Origin of the sequence: Azorhizobium sp. AG788, from assembly GCF_004364705.1 — a bacterium.
Classification (GTDB): domain Bacteria; phylum Pseudomonadota; class Alphaproteobacteria; order Rhizobiales; family Xanthobacteraceae; genus Azorhizobium; species Azorhizobium caulinodans.
On record NZ_SOBM01000008.1, the window covers coordinates 45,794 to 63,085 of the forward strand.

The window sequence follows — 17,292 nt, forward strand, 5'->3', positions numbered from 1 at the left end:
TGCCCGATGCTGCTCTCCCGGCGCTCTTTCCTGCGCGCGGCCGCCGCCGCGCCGCTGGTGTCCCTGCCCTCCATCGTGCGGGCGCAGGCGCAGACCACGCTGCGTTTCGTGCCGGTGATCGACCTCACCTTCACCGACCCGATCTATTCCACCGCGCAGGTGTCCCGGAACCATGGCTTCATGGTCTATGACACGCTCTACGGCATGAATTCGGCGCTCGAAGCCTCGCCGCAGATGGTGGAAGGCCATCTCGTCAGCAATGACGGGCTGCAATGGGACCTGACACTCCGCGAGGGCCTCGTGTGGCACGATGGGGAGAAGGTGCTCTCGCGCGACTGCGTGGCCAGCATCAAGCGCTGGGCCAAGCGCGACGGCTTCGGCGCGGAATTGATGTCCGCCACGGACGAACTCTCCGCCCCCGACGACCGCACCATCCGCTTCCGCCTCAAGCGCCCCTTCCCCCTGCTGCCCGCCGCCCTCGGCAAGGCGGCGGTGCAGGCGCCATTCATGATGCCGGAGCGCCACGCGACGCAGGATCCGTTCAAGCCGCTGACCGAGGTGGTGGGGTCCGGCCCCTTCCGCTTCGTGGCCGACGAGCGGGTGCAGGGCGCACGCAACGTCTATGCCCGCTTCGAGCGTTACAAGCCGCGCGAGAGCGGCACGCCGGACTGGACCGCCGGGCCGAAGATCGTCCATTACGACCGCGTGGTCTGGACCACCATGCCGGACGCCGCGACGGGAGCCGCCGCCCTCCAGACCGGCGAGCAGGACTGGCAGGAAACCGCCCCTCACGACCTGCTGCCCATCCTCAAAAAGGCGAAGGGCGTCTCCACCCGCATTCTCGATCCGCGCGGCTATGCCTGCATGTTGCGGGTGAACCACCTCCAGCCGCCCTTCGACAATCCGGCCATCCGCCGCGCCCTGTTCGGCGCCATCGACCAGTCCAGCTTCATGACGGCGGTGGCGGGGGATGATCCGCAATATCAGACGACGCCCATCGGCTTCTTCGCCCCCGGCACGCCCTTCGCGAGCGACGTGGGGCTCGACGCGTTCAACGGCCCGCGGGACTATGCCAAGGTCAAGGCGGCGCTGAAGGCCGCGGGCTACAATGGTGAGAAGGTGGTGCTGATGGTGCCGGCCAATTCCGCCGCCCAGAAGCCGCTTGGAGATGTCGCCTTCGACATGCTGCAACAGGTCGGCATGAACGTCGAATATGCCGCCATGGAGTTCGGTGCCATCCTCCAGCGCCAGCTCAAGAAGGATCCGGTGGATCAGGGCGGCTGGAGTGCTGGTGTCGGCAACTGGCAGGGCATCGACTGGCTCAACCCCGCAGGCAACACCAATCTGCGCGGCGATGCCGGCACGGCGGGCTGGTACAAGAGCGAGAAGATGGGCACGCTGCGTGCCCAGTGGCTCTCCGCGCCGACACTGGCCGAGCAGCAGCGCATCTGCCGGGATATCCAGGCCCTCGCCTTCGAGGAGGTGCCTTATTATCCCGTCGGCCTCTACAAGCAGCCGACCGCCTATCGCACCGCCATCACCGGCATCATGAACGGCACGGCGGTGTTCTGGAACGTGCGTCCGGCCTGAGGGGACGGGCCTACTCCCCCGCCTCGATCACTTCCACATTCGCCTCACGGCACACCTTGGCGAGGCGGGAGGAGACCATCTTGTCGGTGACGAACACGTCCACCTGCTTCAGGTGGGCGATGCGCACCGGCGCCGAGCGGCCGACCTTCAGATGGTCGGAGACCAGCACTACGCGCCGGGCATTGGCGATGATGGCCTGGCTGACGCGCACCTCCTGATAGTCGAAATCCAGCAGCGCTCCATCCTCGTCGATGGCCGAGGCGCCGATGATGGCTAGGTCCACCTTGAACTGCTGGATGAGGTCGATGGCGGAGGCGCCGATCACCGCACCGTCGCTGTGGCGGACCTGTCCGCCGGCGACAATCACCCGCATGTCGGGGTTCGGATAGAGCTGCATCGCCACATGCAGATTGTTGGTGATGACGAGCAGGTCGCGCCGGTCTCCGAGCGACTTCGCCACCTCCTCGGTGGTGGTGCCGATATTGATGAACAGCGAAGACTTGTCAGGAATGAGCGCCGCCGCCGCGCGGCCGATGGCCCGCTTCTCCGCGTCTGCGATCAGCCGGCGGGCTTCGTAGGCCACATTCTCGACGCTGGAGGTGACCACCGCCCCGCCATGGGTCCGGGCCAGAAGCTGCCGGTCGCAGAGGTCGTTCAGGTCCTTGCGGATGGTCTGCGGCGTCACCTGGAAACGGAGGGCGAGGTCCTCGACCATGACGCGACCGGAAGACCGGGCGACGGCGAGAATCTCCTGCTGGCGATCAGTAAGGTCCATGGCGGCACACTGCCTCCGAGGCCCGGAGCATTGCAAGCGCCGCGTGTGATCCGCGCAGGCGCCGGCCGGGGCCGACGGATGCATGGCTTGAAATGATGAAGCTGCCTGCTCCTCTAATGCCCCACAAGGCATCACGGAATGCCGTCGAGCGCAGCAAAGCGTGGCAGGAACCTGCCACGCCGGCTTGGGAAAGGCCACCAACCGGAGGGTTGCGAGGACCTGCAAATGCGCATGGCAGCAAGGCGTCCGGCACATTGGCGCGGAGGAAAGACGCAAGCCCCGCGAAAGACTGGACGCGAACCGTGATGCGTCACCTCCGCCCATCGGCCCGTTGCGTTCCGCCGCATATTTCGGCGCGCGCTCGTCCGCGAGATACCCCCATGTCCTATCGCAATTTTCCGATGATCTGGAAGGTCGTCAGCCTTCTGCTCGTGCTCGGCCTCACCAGCGCGGCCGGCGCCTACTACGCCACGCACAACATCTCCGCGCTGAACGACATGTATCGCACCCAGGCGGAGGGGCCGCAGGCGGCAGCCATCAACATCGCCCGCGCCGGCCGTCTCGCCGCCAGCACCAGCGTCGCCATCTACCGGCAGGTCTCCGCCTTTTCCGACGACGACGTGAAGGCCGCCCGTGCGGCACAGGCCGAGGCACTCAAGGGCTTCGACGACCGCATGGGTCTTGCCGCCAAGGCCATGCCCGAAGCCGCCGACAGGATCGGCGCCGCCACCCGCGTGCTGCACACCGCCTATGAGCAGGCCTGCGCCGAGACGCTGAAGCTTTCGAGCGTGGTCGGCGACATGACAATGAGCACCCGCGCCTCGCGGCTGATGCAGCGGGATTGCGAGCCGGCCCTGAACAAGACAATCACGTCGCTTGTCGAGATCAACGACATCATGCGGGACCGTATCGCCACGATGAATGCGGAAGGCGAGCGGACCACCAGCAACACCATCCTGCTCACCTTCGCCGGGGTGATCGGCTCCACTGTGGTCATCATTCTCATCGCCGCCCTTCTGGTGCGCAGCGGCATCGTGGCGCCCATCAACGCCATGGTTGCCGCCATGACTCAGATCGGCGCCGGCAAGCTCGACGTGGCCATCACCGGCGACACCCGCAAGGACGAGATCGGCGCCATGGCCAAGGCCCTCGACGTGCTGCGCGGACAGCTCCAGCAGGGCGAGGAACTGCGCGCCGCGCAGGCTGCCACCGAAGCCGCCGAGCGTGAACGCCTCGCCCGCCGGGAAACCGTTGCGGTGGGCTTCGTCGCCCGCATGCAGGAACTGGCGGGCCGCTTCGCCCAGTCCTCCGGAGAGGTGGCGAATTCCGCCCGCAACCTCTCCTCCACCGCCGAGGAGACGTCCCGTCAGGCCCAGGCCGTGGCAAGCGCCGCGGAGCAGGCCGCGGCGAACGTGGAAACGGTAGCCTCGTCCTCGGACAGCCTCGCCATTTCGGTGCGCGAGATCACCGGGCAGGTGGCCCACTCCGCGGAGGTGGCCGATGTGGCCTTCCGCGAAGCGGAAGCGTCCAACGCCCGCATCACGGAGCTTGCCGGCGCCGCGACCGCCATCGGCGACGTGATCAATCTCATCAAGGGCATCGCCGACCAGACGAACCTTCTCGCGCTCAACGCCACCATCGAGGCGGCGCGCGCGGGCGAGGCCGGCAAGGGCTTTGCGGTGGTGGCGACCGAAGTGAAGGAACTCGCCACACAGACGGCCCGCGCCACCAACGACATCGCCCAGAAGATCGGCGAGATCCAGACCGCGACCCAGGGCACGGTATCGTCCATGGGCGAGATCGTGCGCGTGGTTTCCGACATCAAGTCCATCTCCGCCGCCATCGCCAGCGCGGTGGAGGAACAGGGCGCGGCCACCGGCGAGATCGCGCAGAACTGTCAGCAGGCAGCCGTCGGCACCAATCAGGTGACGGAGAATATCGAAGGGGTCGGTCGCGCGGCCGTCGAGACCGGTTCGGCTGCCTCGCAACTGCTCGATCTCTCGCAGGGCCTCTCCAGCCAGGCCGCCGACCTGCGGGAGGTGGTGGAAACCTTCGTCCGCGATCTCAACGCCGCATAATGCCGCCTGCCCCGCGCCCTTCGCGGGCGCGGGGCGGTTCAGCTAGAACCGCTCCCGATAGGCCTGCGGGGAAACTGAGAGCAGCCGCAGGAAGCTGCGCCGCATGGTCTCCTCGGTGCCGAAGCCGCAGCGGCGCGCGGCTTCGCTGACGCTCGTGCGTGCCTCCAGAAGCCTGCGTGCGGCTTCCACCCGCATCTGTTCGACGGCACGCGCCGGCGTGCGGCCGGTGGTCTCCTGATAATGGCGAGCGAAGCTGCGCGCGCTCATTCCCGCCTGATCGGCCAGCACCGGCACCGACAGATCGGTTTTCAGGTTCTCCAGCATCCAGCCGTGCAGCGCGTCAAACCGCCCGCCGCCGTCCTGCATGTCGAGGGCGGCGCTGAACTGCGCCTGGCCGCCGGGCCGCTTGAGGAAGACGACCAGTTGGCGGGCCACCGCAAGAGCCGGACCGTGGCCCAGATCCTCCTCCACCAGCGCCAGCGCAAGATCGATCCCTGCCGTGATGCCGGCGGACGTCCAGATGTCGCCGTCCCGCACGAAGATGGGATCGGGCTCCAGCTTCACATGCGGGAAGGTCCGGGAGAATTCCGCACAGCGCTGCCAGTGGGTCACCGCCCGCCGGCCGTCGAGCAGCCCCGCCTGAGCCAGCAGAAAGGCGCCGCTGCACACGGAAGCGGTGCGGCGGGCGGCGGCGGATCGACGCCGGACGAGATCCACCATTTCCGGGTCGAGGATCGCGACATTCACCCCGCGCCCGCCGGCGACAACGAAGGTGTCGAGCGGGGCTTCCGCGTCCGGGATCGTTGTGGTGGCAAGCCGAAGGCCCGAGGACGTACGCACCTCGGGTGCCCGCGCCACGGTCTCGATCTCATAGGGCGCGGGTTCTCCGGCGCTTTTGGCCAGATCGTTGGCCGTCGCGAAGACCTGCAGGGGACCGGCGACATCCAGCAACTGGACATCGGGGAAGGCCAGGACTTCGACCCGGCGGACCGGCATTGGCAGAAAGCGAGGGGCATTTGGCATTTGCGCCAGATGCAATCGCCCTATGGTGGCTGCGTCAAGCTCCGGAGTGTCCCATGCCTCTTCGTTTCGGCATCCTTGCCTTTCCTGATGTCCAGCAGTTGGACCTGACCGGCCCCTATGAGGTGTTCGCATCCGCGCCCGGGAGCGAAGTGCTGCTGATCGGCCGCGAGCGCGCACCCGTCATCGCATCCACTGGCCTGCCGCTGGTGCCCACCGCCACCTATGCGGACTGCCCGCCCCTTGATGTGCTGTGCGTGCCCGGTGGCGCGGGGGTGAATGCGCTCATGGAGGACGCGGACGCGCTCGATTTCATCCGCAGCCGCGCGGGCGAGGTGCGCTATCTCACTTCCGTCTGCACCGGCTCTCTGGTGCTGGGCGCCGCCGGTCTCCTGAAGGGCAAGCGCGCCACCAGCCACTGGAATGCGGTGGACCTGCTCACCGCCTTCGGCGCCATTCCGACCGAAGGGCGCGTGGTGCGGGACGGCAATCTCATCACCGCCGGCGGCGTCACCTCCGGCATCGACTTCGGCCTCACCGTGATCGCCGAGCTGCTGGGGGCGGAGACCGCGCAGCGGGTCCAGCTGGCACTGGAATATGCGCCCGCCCCGCCCTTCCAGTCCGGCACGCCCCAGGAGGCACCGGCGGAGATCGTGCAGGCGGTGCGCGAGCGCTTCTCGGCCTCCCGCAAGGCTCGCGAGGCCATCATCGCCCGCATCACGGCCGCTTAAGAGGCTCCGCAAAACGCTGGTGCAAACCGCCCGCCCGCCCCGCCCGTATAGGGCGGGTGACGCTGCGGGGTGACATGGCAAAGATCGGGACATTGCGCTTCGTGCTGGGCGATCAGCTCTCGCCCGGCCTCTCCGCACTCAGGGGCGGGGATCGCGAGCGGGACGTGGTGCTGATGGTGGAGGTGGCCGAGGAGACCACCTATGTACCGCACCACAGGAAGAAGATCGCCTTCATCCTCGCAGCCATGCGGGCCTTCGCCCGCGAGCTGGAAGCGGATGGCTGGCGCGTCGACTATGTGCGCCTCGCGGATCCCGCAAACACCGGCTCCTTCAGCGGCGAACTGGAACGCGCCGTCGGACGCTGGAGCCCCGAGCGCGTGGCGGCGACCGAAGCCGGCGAATGGCGCGTTCTGGAGGCGCAGAAGGCCTGGGCCGACGCCCCCTGGATGGAGGGGCGGACGCTCGACCTTTCGCCCGATGACCGATTCCTCTGCCCCGAGGCCTTCTTCCGCGCCTGGGCCGGTGAGCGCAAGGGCCTGCGCATGGAGTTCTTCTATCGCGAGATGCGCCGCCGCACGGGCCTGCTGATGGATGGTGGGGAGCCCTGTGGCGGGCGCTGGAACTTCGATGCCGAAAACCGCAAGCCTGCGCGCGCCGACCTCTTCATGCCCCGCCCGCCCCGCTTTGCGCCTTCCGCGGACACGCGGGAGGTGCTCGATCTCGTCGCGGCCCGCTTCGCGGACCATTTCGGGGACACAGAGCCTTTCTGGTTCGCCGTGACGCGGGCGGACGCGGAGGCCGCCTTCGCGCATTTCCTGAGCGAGGCCCTGCCGCGCTTCGGCGACTATCAGGATGCGATGCTGGAGGGCGAGCCCTTCCTCTATCACGCCGTGATCGCACTCTATCTCAACGTCGGCCTGCTCTCGCCCCTCGAGGTATGCCAGCGGGCCGAGGCCGAATATCGGGCCGGCCGAGCGCCGCTCAATGCCGTCGAGGGTTTCATCCGCCAGATTCTGGGCTGGCGGGAATATGTGCGCGGAATCTACTGGCTGACGATGCCAGGCTATCTGGACCGCAACGCGCTTGCCGCGTCACGGCCCCTGCCCTCGCTCTACTGGAGCGGCGAGACGCGGATGGCCTGCATGGCCGCGGCCATCGGCCAGACCAGGGCGGAAGCCTATGCCCACCACATCCAGAGGCTCATGGTGACCGGCAATTTCGCGCTGCTGGCCGGCATCGCGCCGCGGCAGGTGCACGAATGGTATCTCGCGGTCTATGCCGATGCCTTCGAATGGGTGGAAGCACCCAACACCATCGGCATGAGCCAGTTCGCGGACGGGGGCCTGCTCGGCTCAAAGCCCTATGCGGCGAGCGGGGCCTATATCGACCGCATGAGCGACTATTGCGGTGGCTGCGCCTATGACGTCGCGGCCAAGACGGGACCAAAAGCCTGTCCGTTCAACTACCTGTACTGGGACTTCCTTGCCCGTAACCGCACGGCGCTCGCCGGCAATGCGCGGCTCGCCACCGCCTATCGCACCTTCGACCGGCTGGACGAAAAGAGGCGCGACGCCATCGCTGAGAGCGCCCACGCCTTCCTGACGCGGCTGGACGCGACGGGCTCCGATCTCGACTGAGACGCTCCGGCTCACTCGCCGGGCTGGAGCATCGGCGTATGGCGAACGGGTGCAGCCGCCTTGGCGCGGGCGAGGCGACCGTTCACCGCAACGGAGAGGCCCACGATCACCGCCACGGTGGCCGCATAGGCGATGAGCTGCATGCCCGTGGGCTGCGCGCGATAGCCGACGAGGGTGCGCAGCACGCGGCCGACGGCGCTGTCGTCCGCCAGCAGCCAGGTGCTGTCCCACAGCGGATCGGCCAGCGACTGGATGAAGCCGGAATCCTGGAGGATGCCCACCACCTGCGCCGAGAGGCCGGCAGCCAGAAGCGTGATGAGCACCGTCGTGGTCTTGAACAGGTGCTTGACCGGAATGCTGACGAGGCCCCGGTAAAGCAGGAAGGAGACGGCTCCGCCGGCAGCCACACCCATCATGAAGCCGAAGAAGACGTTCAGCGGCGTTTCGCCACCGGTGATGGCGATGCCGTACATGAACAGAACGATCTCGACGCCCTCGCGCAGCACAGCCATGCCGACCACGAGCCCCAGCGCGGCGAGCGGCCGGCGCCCGGCCTTCACATCGCCGCCCAGAGCCCGCATCTCGATCACCATCTCGCGGCCGTGGCTCGCCATCCAGACCACCGTCCAGACCAGCATGACCACCGCGACGGACAGGATGGCCGCATTCAGGAGTTCCTGGCCCGAGCCTTCGAAGAGATTGGCGATCTGCTCCGCAAAGAGCGCGATCACGGCCGAGCCGATGGCACCGCCGAGAATGCCGGCCGAAATCACCGCACCCCGCCCGCGCACGCCTTCGGAGGCCGCAAGCATCACGCCGACGATGAGGCCGGCTTCGAGCACTTCCCGGAACACGATGACGAAGGCCGCCAGCATGGGGCATCTCCCGACGTCGCCCTGCAAGGTTCGATCGCATCATCATCGGGACATGGCAGCCCCTCAAGATCCGCGACGAAGCCCCGACGGGCACCTGTACGCATCAGCTCAATTTCCGCGCCTGACCTGCCGTAACGGCAAGCATTTGCAAGGTCCGGCGCGTGTCTGATCTGTGGTACACGGCCCGTCCGGCGGTGTCACCGAGACGGCGAATATTTAGAAATGATCTACTTTAGATCATCTCAAAAATAGCCCTTCCACCTCCTCCGTTGGAGGCGGCTACCGAAAGAGAAGTGGCGTGCCGCGCTGCGTCACCTTGCCCGCAGCGGTTCTGGCGAACAGATGTCACACCCCCGGTGCAACCGCCTCACAATTCTGCGATACGAGGACTTTCCTCCATTTCATTACGGATGTCTCGCGGAGCTTCCATGGAATTATTCCATTGTCTTTGACTCACCTTGTGATCTTGCTTGGCTCGGGGATAGGTTCCCGCTTGGCGCTTGGCGCCGCTTCGCAGGAGCGCGGTTCCGCGCCATTGACCCGCTGCGAAGCCGATTGGGAGATGTCATAGATGCGCGCGCAGATGGTCGCCGCCGCTTTCGCGCTGGCCTTCGGAATGGCCGGACCCGCGATTGCCCAGACCGCGAAACCCGCCCCGGCGCCAGCGGCCAATGCCGCCCCGAGCGCCCGGTCCGTGATCACCAGCTACGCCGATCTTGCGCAGGCGATGTATACGGACAGCTACACCGCTGCCGCCGAGATGCAGAAGGCCATCGACGCCTTCATCGCCGCCCCCAGCGCCGAGACCCAGAAGGCCGCCCAGGAGGCCTGGCGCAAGGCCCGTGTCCCCTACATGAAGACGGAAGGTTTCCGTTTCGGCAACAAGATCGTCGACGAGTGGGAAGGCAACGTCAACGCCTGGCCGCTCGATGAAGGCCTGATCGACTATGTCGATACCAAGAGCTACGGCACGAAGTCGGATGAAAATCCGCTCTATACGGCGAACATCATCGCCAACAAGTCGATCCGCATCGGCAAGAAGACGCTCGACACCACGAACCTCACGCCCGAGCTGCTGCACAAGCTGAACTCCGCGGGCGGCGTGGAGGCCAACGTGGCGAGCGGCTGGCACGCCATCGAGTTCCTCCTGTGGGGCCAGGACCTGCACGGCACCGGACCCGGCGCCGGCGAGCGTCCCTATACGGACTATGACAAGAACGCCTGCACTCACGGCAATTGCGAGCGCCGCGCCCAGTATCTGAAGGTCGCCACCGACACGCTGGTCGCGGATCTCAAGGAGATGGCCGAGGACTGGGGCCCGAAGGGCAAGGCGCGCGCCGCGCTGCTCAAGAAGAATGACAAGGCGGGCCTTGCCACCATCTTCACCGGCATCGGCTCGCTCTCCTACGGCGAACTGGCCGGCGAGCGCATGAAGCTCGGCCTCATCCTCCACGACCCGGAAGAGGAGCACGACTGCTTCTCCGACAACACCCACAATTCGCATTATTACGACGAGGTGGGCATCGCCGACATCTATTACGGCCGCACCAAGCGCTACGACGGCTCCACCTTCACCGGTCCTTCCGTCGCCGACCTCGTGCGGGCGAAGGATGCCAAGATCGCCGATGAGATCGATGCCAAGATCAAGGGCGCCGATGCGGCTCTGAAGGTCATCAAGGACACCGCCGACAGCGGCCGCATGTATTACGACATGATGCTCGCCGAGGGGAATGCCGAGGGCAACAAGATGATCCAAGACGGCGTGGATGCGCTCGTGGCGCAGGCCCATGCCATCGAGCGTGGCGTCGCCGCCCTCAAGATCCAGATCAAGGTCGAGGGCTCCAAGAGCCTTGATGATCCGAAGAACGCCAAGAAGAAGTGAGTCTTTTCCCGTGCCCGGCGCCCCATGGCGCCGGGCACGGCCTGAACCCTCTGCCTGCTGGCACCCTTCGGTGCCCGCCGCCCGGACGGCCCGACGATCGGGGCCACAGCGGACCCTGCTGAGCGGGGTTCGACGGGAGATGTTGAAGTGAAGATTTCGCGTCGCAGTCTGTTGCTGGGAGGGGCCGCCGTCGGCGTGGTGTCCTTCGTGCCGTCTGCCATCGGTCAGGTGCCTGCCGCCTTCGACACGCTGCCCGCCTCCGCCCCGACCCGCAATCTGACGCTGACCGCGCGCGAGATAGACGCCCGGCTGCTCGGTGCCGATGGCCCCCTGACACGTCGCGTCTGCGCCTATGACGGCGAACTGTTCAAGATGTTCCGCTTCCAGCGGGGCACGCGCCTCATCGTCGATTTCGAGAACGCCCTTCCCGATCCCACCACGGTCCACTGGCACGGCATCCGCCTGCCCTATCTCTCCGACGGCGTGCCGCCGCTGACGCAGGACGTGGTCGAGCCCGGCGGGCACTTCCGCTATAACGTGCCGCTACCGGACGCCGGCTTCTATTTCATCCATCCACATTGCGACGAGACCGGTCAGGTCGGGCGCGGCCTTGCGGCCCTGCTGGTTGTGGATGATCCCGCCGAGGCAAAGGCGGGTTATGATGCCGAGTGCTTCGTGGTGGTGAAGGACTGGCGCCTGGCCACCGACGGCAATTGGCTGGACATGACCACGGACGACGGTGCCGCGAACGCCGGCACATTCGGCACCATCCGCGCCACCAACGGCAAGACGACGCCCCCTCGCGTCGAGGCGCCGGCCTTCGGTGACGTCCGCGTGCGCGCGCTGGTGGCGGATGCCACGCGGGTCATCGACCTCGGCTGCGACAGCGATGATGCCTTCCTGATTGCCGTGGACGGGCAGGCCCTGCCGCCGGTCTCCCTCAATGCGCTGCCGAACGGCGTATGGCGCATGGGGTCGGCCATGCGCGCCGACGTGCAGATCCGGATGCCCGCGCCGGACGAGGAAGTGAAGATCTATGACTACCGCTCGGACCAGCCCTATCTGCTGACGACGCTGGTGGCGGTGGACAAGGGCAAGCGCAAGACGCCGGTGAAGCCTCGCCCGCTGCCCGCGCCGCAGGTACCGCTGCCGGACCTGAAGAAGGCGCAGAAACTGGAATTCCTGCTCCAGGTGTCCGCCGGCCCCACCGCCGTCTCCCCGCCCCTGCCGGCGGACGCCCCCCTGTCCAAGGCCCTCGCCAATTCGCTATGCGTGGGATCGACCACCCACTGGGCCATCAGCCGCGACAGCTGGTCCACCCGCGAGGATCTGCGGCTGCCGCCGCCTCTGGCCCGCATGGATCATGGCGCCAGCTACATCGTCTCCATGACCAACGTGACCAAGCACGTGCATCCCATGCACCTGCACGGCCACATCTTCCGTGTGCTCTCCCACTCCAAGAAGCCGAAGATGCCGCAATACCTTGCGGACACGGTGATCGTGGAGCCGAACGAAACGGTGGAGATCGCCTTCAAGGCGGTGAGCGGCAACTGGGTGTTCCACTGCCACATCCTGGAACACATGGACACCGGCCTCATGGGCTGGTTCAAGGTCGCCTGATGATCTCCCGTCCGACCCGCGTCCTGCTCGGCCTGAGCCTCCTTGCCGGCCTGTGCGGGGCGGCAACCGCTGCCCTCGCCGCCGGAGGCCTCGATGGGCTCGACATCCGCATCGGCCGCGCCCTGTTCAACCGCGCCTGGGTGCCCGCGCCCTCCTCCACCCATGCGGACGACGGGCTCGGCCCGCTGTTCGATGCCCGCTCCTGCGCCTCCTGCCATCCCGACGGCAGGCGCGCGCGCACAATCGTGACGCCGGATGGACAGCTCGATGGGCGCGGCATGGTATTGGTGCTCATGCAGCCGGGGGGCACGGGCGATCCGGTCTATGGCCGGCGGTTACAGATCGACGCCGTGCCTGGGCTCACGCCGGAGGGCATTCTCGGCGTCGCGGACAAGCCGCTTCCCGACGGACGCACCGCCCGCACGCCCGCGCCCCAGCAACTGGGCTATGGACCTCTGGCTTCCGCGACCGGGCTGTCGTTGCGCGTCGCGCAGGATCTGCGCGGACGCGGCCAGCTTGAGCAGGTTTCGGACGCCGCGCTTGAAAAGCTGGAGGCCCAGCAGGCCAAGGGCCCCGAGGCGGTGCATGGCCGGCTGCGGCGCGTGCCCGCCGCCAATGGGAAGACGGTGATCGGCCGTTACGGCTGGAAGGCCTCCCAGCCTACCCTCGCCTCCCAGTCGGCGGAAGCCTTCTTCCTCGACATGGGCATGTCCACGTCCTTCCATCCCGAGCCCTGGGGCGATTGCACGCCGGTGCAGACCGCTTGCCGCAATGCGCCGCACGGCGAGAGGGGCGAAGGGGGGCTCGAGATTCCCGACAGCATTCTCGATCGCGTGGTGGCCTATGTGGCTTCCCTTCCGACACCGGACACGGAAAAGGACCCCGCCGGGGCGCGGCTGTTCGCCGCCACCGGCTGCGCCGCCTGTCACCAGCCGGCGCTGCCCTCGCGCCAGGGCGGCACCGTGCGCCTCTTCACCGACCTGATGCTGCACGATCTCGGCGAAGGCCTCGCGGATACGCTGCCGGACCCCGGCGCAAAGCCGAGCGAATGGCGCACGGCGCCTCTGGCCGGCCTGTCGGATGCGCTCGCCCGCGACACCGGACTGCTGCACGATGGCCGGGCCAAATCGGTCGAGGAGGCGGTGCTGTGGCATGGCGGACAGGCCGCAGGCGCGGTCGCGCGTTTCAGGGCGCTGCCCGCTGGCCAGAAGGCGGCACTCCTGCAATATGTTTCCAAGCTATGACCTGTTCCAAGCTATGATCCGGCCGGTTCCCGCCTCTTGCATGCCGTGACATGCACCGGCCGCCGTGGAGAGCCTTGTTCGATGATCCGCCTGTCCCGCCGCTTTCTCCTGACGCTGGTCGCCGCAAGCGGCCTGCCGCGCCTTGGCTTTGCGGCGGATCCAAAGCTCGATCCCATCCCACTCATCGAAGGCTGGCTGCTCCCGCGCTATGACACGCTGCGCGAGACAACCGAGGCCCAGAAGGCCGCCTGGGAGGCCTTCGTTGCCAAGCCGGACGCGGGCGCCATACCCGGCCTCAAGAGCGCGTTTGCCAAGGCGGCGGACGCCTGGACGGCGGTGGAGTTCATCACGCTGGGTCCCGCCAGCCAGAACCTGCGGCCGGATCGCTTCAACTTCTTCCCCGACCGGCGCAACGCCATCTCCCGCGCCATGGGCGAGATCATCTCGGATGCCGATGCCGGCCGCGTCGCGCCCGACCGCCTCGCCCAGTCGAGCGCTGGCGCACAGGGCTTTCCGGCCCTGGAGCGGCTGCTATTCGAGGACGGAGCGGCGGATGCCCTGCTGAAGGGCGATGAAGCCGTGCGCCGGCGGGCCTATGGGCTCGGCATCGCCCAGAACCTCGCGACCATGGCCGGCGAGATCCGCACCGCCTGGGGCAGCCGCACCGAAGGCGTGCTGGGCGCCATCGTCTCGGGCAAGGGCGACACCACGCTCTTTCCGGATCTCGGCGCCCTGCCGGGCATGTTCCTGACCGACCTTGCCATGGCCTATCAGCGCACGACGGACATCAAGATCCTGCCCGTGCTTGGCCCGAATCCGGAAAATGCGAAACCCCTGCTGGCGGATGGCTGGCGCGCCGGCCGCTCGGGACAGGTGGTCAAGGTGATGATCACCAGTGCCAACTCCCTGTTGCAGGAGGTGGCCAAGCAGTTGCCGAGCCGCCCGCAATATGTGGTGAACCGCGCCGCTACCGCCGCCGACAAGGCGGCCGCCGATTTCCCCGCCGACCTCTCCGCCGCCGCCCAGACCGCCGCAGGCGAGCAGAAGGTGCAGGCGGAGGTGAAGGTCTTTAAGGCGGCGCAGCTCACCGTCTATCGCCCCATCGCCTCCTATTTCGGCATCTCGCTGGGCTTCAACGCCCTCGATGGGGACTGATCGAGAGGAGGCCGCCATGGGCTTTTCCCGCCGCTCGCTGCTGGGCCTCGCCAGCGCCGTGATCGCCTGGCCGCGCCGCAGCTATGCCGATGTCCATGCCCTTGATGAAGGCTGGCTGACCACCGCCGGGCTGGACAAGGGGTTTGGCGCGCTCGCCATGGGCACGGACATGGCGGCTGCCCCAAAGGCGACGACGCCCGCGCGCCTCCACGGCATCGAGGCGAGCCCCAACAGCCCGCTCGCCGTTGCCGTCGGCCGTCGGCCGGGTCATGTAGCGCTGGTGTTCGACCGCGCGCGGGGTGGGCTTGTTTCCCAGTTTGCGCCAGGAGAAGGCCGAGTGTTCTCCGGCCATGGACGCTTCTCGCCGGATGGGGCGCTGTTCCTCACCAATGAGATCGAGCGCGGCATCGAGGACGGCTCCCGCCGCACCATGGGGCGCGGCATGGTGGCGGTGCGGAGTGTCGCCGGGAAGTTCGAGATCACCGCCGAATGGCCCACCAATGGCGACGGCCCGCACGATTTGATGCGGGTCGGCGAGACGCTGGTGGTGGCGAATGGCGGCATCGAGCCCCACACGCCTGAGGCCCGCGATGCGGAGGTGTCCGGCTCCACCATCTCGCTGCTCGACCCCGCCTCCGGCAGCATCAGGGGCGAAGGCGCGCTCTCGCAGGATCTCGCCAGCCTGTCCCTCCGCCATCTCGCCCGTGACGGGCAAGGCGGCGTTGTGGTGGCGGCGCAGGATCTACTGGCAGATGGTGTCGCGCGGCCGCTGCTGTTCGACATCGCGAAAGACGGCAAGCTCACCGCCTATGAGGCGCCGGAGAACGAACTGCGCGCCTTGCGCGGCTATGTGGGCTCGGTGGCCATCGACGCCTCGGGCGCCTTTGTCGCCTGCGCCAGCCCGCGTGGCGGGCGCGTCTCCGTCTGGCAGCGGAACGGGCGCTATGTGGGCACGGTGCCACTCGTGGACGGCTGCGGGCTCGCGGCGACGCCGGAGCCCGGCCGCTTTATCGCCACCAGCGGCTATGGCGAGGTGATCGTGATCGCCGCCGAGGCGGACGGCCTCGGCGTGGTGGCCCGCCGCACCGGCGGGCCGCGCTATGACAACCACATGGTGGTTGCCTGAGGGATCAGATTTCCTCGATGTAGCGCCGGCGCAGGTGCGCCTTGAACACCGAGGCATCCAGCGGGCGGCCGGTGGCACGGGTCAGGAGATCGTCCGTCTCATAGAGCGAGCCCTGGCCGTGGATGTTGGCGCGCAGCCACGTCACCAGCGGCTTGAAATCGCCCCGCGCGATGCCGGGCAGGATGTCCGTATCGGCGTGCTTGGCGGCATCGAAGATCTGGGCCGCCGTCATGGCCCCCAGCGTATAGGTGGGGAAATAGCCCCAGCCGCCACTCGGCCAGTGGACATCCTGAAGGCAGCCGAGGCGATCATCCGGCGGGGTGACGCCCACCAGTTCCTGCATCTGCGCATTCCAGGCGGCGGGGAGCTCCGAGAGCGGCATTTCGTCCGCAATCAGCGCCTTTTCCAGCCGGTAGCGCAGGATGACGTGGGCGGGATAGGTGACCTCATCCGCATCCACGCGGATGAAACCGCGCTCCACATGGGTGTAGCGCCGCCACAGGGCATCCGCCTCCCAGGCCGGCCCCTCGCCGCCGAACGCCTCCCGCATGAGCGGGGCGGCGAAGCGCAGGAACTCGCGGCTGCGGCAGGCCTGCATCTCCATGAGCAGCGACTGGCTCTCATGCACGGACATGCTGCGCGCCTGCGACACCGGCTGGCCAAGCACCGCCTGCGGGCGGCCCTGCTCATAGAGCGCGTGGCCGGTCTCGTGCATCACGCCCATGAGGGCATGGGTGAAATCGTCCGTGTTGTAGCGGGTGGTGATGCGCACATCATTGTCGGCTCCACCGCAGAAGGGGTGCGTGGAGACATCGAGCCGCCCGCGCTCGAAATCATAGCCGACGACGCCCATCATCTTCACGCCGAAGGCCCGCTGGGCCTCCACCGGAAAGGGGCCGACGAGCGGCGCATCCTGAGGTCGCCGGCCCTGCACGGCGAGCACCTCATCGAGGAAGCCGGGCAGGAATGCGGCGAGGTCCGCGAACAGCGCATCGATGCGCGCCGAGCGGCCGCCGGGCTCGTAATCGTTCAGCAGCGCGTCATAGGCGGACAGCCCGAGCTTCTCGCCCTTGGCGGTGCCGATCTCCCGCTGGAGGCGCAGCACTTCGGAGAGATAGGGCAGCAGAGCCTTGAAGTCGGCATCCGCGCGGGCTTGCCGCCATGTCATCTCGCAGATGGAGATCGCCTTGCTGGAGGCTTCCACCAGATCGGCCGGCACAGCGGTTTCCACCGTCCACACGCGGCGGATCTCGCGGATGTTGGCCTTCGCCCAGGCATCGAGCGCGGTGTCGGCTTCCGCATCCGCGATCCAGTCGCCAATGCGCGCGTCCGTCACCATCTCGTGCGCCAGCACGCGCAGCAGCGCCATGCTCTCGGCCCGCGTGCCCACGGCGCCCTTGGGCATCATGGTGTCGCTGTCCCACTGGAGGATACCGAGCGCGTTGGAGAGCGCCGCGGCGCGGCCGAAATGGGCGGAAAGCGCGGAATAGGCGGTCATGGTGTCCCCGGATCGAACGTTCCGGGGGCCATGGTTAGGCGCTGGGAGGCCGCTTGCCTAG

13 protein-coding genes are annotated in these 17,292 nt (G+C 67.6%); 9 read left to right on the forward strand and 4 right to left on the reverse strand.

Annotated features, from left to right (window positions below; all coding sequences use genetic code 11):
* Positions 1 to 6: 6 nt before the first annotated feature.
* Positions 7 to 1,590, forward strand: a complete 1,584-nt coding sequence (locus DFO45_RS20305) for an ABC transporter substrate-binding protein (RefSeq protein ID WP_133866286.1) — start codon at positions 7 to 9, stop codon at positions 1,588 to 1,590.
* A 10-nt stretch (positions 1,591 to 1,600) separates the two neighbouring features.
* Here the strand turns inward: DFO45_RS20305 and DFO45_RS20310 are convergent, their stop codons facing one another.
* The gene (locus DFO45_RS20310) at positions 1,601 to 2,365 is read right to left on the reverse strand and encodes a DeoR/GlpR family DNA-binding transcription regulator (protein ID WP_133866287.1); all 765 of its coding nucleotides are present in this window, start codon (positions 2,363 to 2,365) and stop codon (positions 1,601 to 1,603) included.
* A 380-nt stretch (positions 2,366 to 2,745) separates the two neighbouring features.
* On the opposite strand from DFO45_RS20310, the gene DFO45_RS25135 reads away from it, so the two are divergent.
* On the forward strand, positions 2,746 to 4,443 hold the full coding sequence (locus DFO45_RS25135) for a methyl-accepting chemotaxis protein (protein ID WP_133866288.1): 1,698 nt from the start codon (positions 2,746 to 2,748) through the stop codon (positions 4,441 to 4,443).
* A gap of 42 nt (positions 4,444 to 4,485) precedes the next feature.
* On the opposite strand, the gene DFO45_RS20320 is transcribed toward DFO45_RS25135, so the two are convergent.
* Positions 4,486 to 5,439 carry a helix-turn-helix domain-containing protein gene (locus tag DFO45_RS20320; RefSeq protein WP_245518200.1) on the reverse strand — a complete coding sequence of 318 codons (954 nt, stop codon included), beginning with the start codon at positions 5,437 to 5,439 and terminating at the stop codon, positions 4,486 to 4,488.
* Positions 5,440 to 5,519: 80 nt separating this feature from the next.
* Between DFO45_RS20320 and DFO45_RS20325 the strand changes: the two genes are divergently transcribed.
* Positions 5,520 to 6,194 carry a DJ-1/PfpI family protein gene (locus DFO45_RS20325; protein ID WP_133866290.1) on the forward strand — a complete coding sequence of 225 codons (675 nt, stop codon included), beginning with the start codon at positions 5,520 to 5,522 and terminating at the stop codon, positions 6,192 to 6,194.
* A 74-nt stretch (positions 6,195 to 6,268) separates the two neighbouring features.
* A complete protein-coding gene (locus tag DFO45_RS20330; RefSeq protein ID WP_133866291.1) occupies positions 6,269 to 7,831 on the forward strand; it encodes a cryptochrome/photolyase family protein in 1,563 nt (520 codons plus the stop codon).
* A gap of 11 nt (positions 7,832 to 7,842) precedes the next feature.
* Here the strand turns inward: DFO45_RS20330 and DFO45_RS20335 are convergent, their stop codons facing one another.
* Positions 7,843 to 8,706 (reverse strand): FTR1 family protein, encoded by an 864-nt coding sequence (locus tag DFO45_RS20335; RefSeq protein ID WP_133866292.1) that lies wholly within the window; start codon positions 8,704 to 8,706, stop codon positions 7,843 to 7,845.
* A gap of 571 nt (positions 8,707 to 9,277) precedes the next feature.
* On the opposite strand from DFO45_RS20335, the gene DFO45_RS20340 reads away from it, so the two are divergent.
* The 5 genes from DFO45_RS20340 to DFO45_RS20360 all read left to right on the forward strand — a co-directional run bounded on the left by DFO45_RS20340 (position 9,278) and on the right by DFO45_RS20360 (position 15,733).
* Positions 9,278 to 10,588, forward strand: coding sequence for an imelysin family protein (locus DFO45_RS20340; protein WP_133866293.1), 1,311 nt, complete (start codon positions 9,278 to 9,280; stop codon positions 10,586 to 10,588).
* Between the two features lie 147 nt (positions 10,589 to 10,735).
* Positions 10,736 to 12,208, forward strand: coding sequence for a multicopper oxidase family protein (locus DFO45_RS20345; protein ID WP_133866294.1), 1,473 nt, complete (start codon positions 10,736 to 10,738; stop codon positions 12,206 to 12,208).
* Positions 12,208 to 13,452: a di-heme oxidoredictase family protein gene (locus DFO45_RS20350; protein ID WP_133866295.1), complete on the forward strand. Its 1,245-nt coding sequence runs from the start codon at positions 12,208 to 12,210 to the stop codon at positions 13,450 to 13,452. Before DFO45_RS20345 ends, DFO45_RS20350 begins: the two co-directional genes overlap by 1 nt.
* An 81-nt stretch (positions 13,453 to 13,533) precedes the next feature.
* Positions 13,534 to 14,607 carry an imelysin family protein gene (locus DFO45_RS20355; protein ID WP_133866296.1) on the forward strand — a complete coding sequence of 358 codons (1,074 nt, stop codon included), beginning with the start codon at positions 13,534 to 13,536 and terminating at the stop codon, positions 14,605 to 14,607.
* A 16-nt stretch (positions 14,608 to 14,623) separates the two neighbouring features.
* The gene (locus DFO45_RS20360; protein WP_133866297.1) at positions 14,624 to 15,733 is read left to right on the forward strand and encodes a DUF1513 domain-containing protein; all 1,110 of its coding nucleotides are present in this window, start codon (positions 14,624 to 14,626) and stop codon (positions 15,731 to 15,733) included.
* Between the two features lie 4 nt (positions 15,734 to 15,737).
* Here DFO45_RS20360 and DFO45_RS20365 read toward each other — a convergent pair whose 3' ends face one another.
* On the reverse strand, positions 15,738 to 17,231 hold the full coding sequence (locus DFO45_RS20365) for a carboxypeptidase M32 (protein WP_133866298.1): 1,494 nt from the start codon (positions 17,229 to 17,231) through the stop codon (positions 15,738 to 15,740).
* Positions 17,232 to 17,292: the final 61 nt, after the last annotated feature.

Coding starts and splice junctions, on each gene's coding strand:
- DFO45_RS20320 (WP_245518200.1), bottom strand. CDS start 5,439: ATGCCGGTCCGCCGGGTCGAAGTCCTGGCCTTCCCCGATGTCCAGTTG.
- DFO45_RS20365 (WP_133866298.1), bottom strand. CDS start 17,231: ATGACCGCCTATTCCGCGCTTTCCGCCCATTTCGGCCGCGCCGCGGCG.
- DFO45_RS20310 (WP_133866287.1), bottom strand. CDS start 2,365: ATGGACCTTACTGATCGCCAGCAGGAGATTCTCGCCGTCGCCCGGTCT.
- DFO45_RS25135 (WP_133866288.1), top strand. CDS start 2,746: ATGTCCTATCGCAATTTTCCGATGATCTGGAAGGTCGTCAGCCTTCTG.
- DFO45_RS20360 (WP_133866297.1), top strand. CDS start 14,624: ATGGGCTTTTCCCGCCGCTCGCTGCTGGGCCTCGCCAGCGCCGTGATC.
- DFO45_RS20330 (WP_133866291.1), top strand. CDS start 6,269: ATGGCAAAGATCGGGACATTGCGCTTCGTGCTGGGCGATCAGCTCTCG.
- DFO45_RS20340 (WP_133866293.1), top strand. CDS start 9,278: ATGCGCGCGCAGATGGTCGCCGCCGCTTTCGCGCTGGCCTTCGGAATG.
- DFO45_RS20350 (WP_133866295.1), top strand. CDS start 12,208: ATGATCTCCCGTCCGACCCGCGTCCTGCTCGGCCTGAGCCTCCTTGCC.
- DFO45_RS20355 (WP_133866296.1), top strand. CDS start 13,534: ATGATCCGCCTGTCCCGCCGCTTTCTCCTGACGCTGGTCGCCGCAAGC.
- DFO45_RS20305 (WP_133866286.1), top strand. CDS start 7: ATGCTGCTCTCCCGGCGCTCTTTCCTGCGCGCGGCCGCCGCCGCGCCG.
- DFO45_RS20335 (WP_133866292.1), bottom strand. CDS start 8,706: ATGCTGGCGGCCTTCGTCATCGTGTTCCGGGAAGTGCTCGAAGCCGGC.
- DFO45_RS20325 (WP_133866290.1), top strand. CDS start 5,520: ATGCCTCTTCGTTTCGGCATCCTTGCCTTTCCTGATGTCCAGCAGTTG.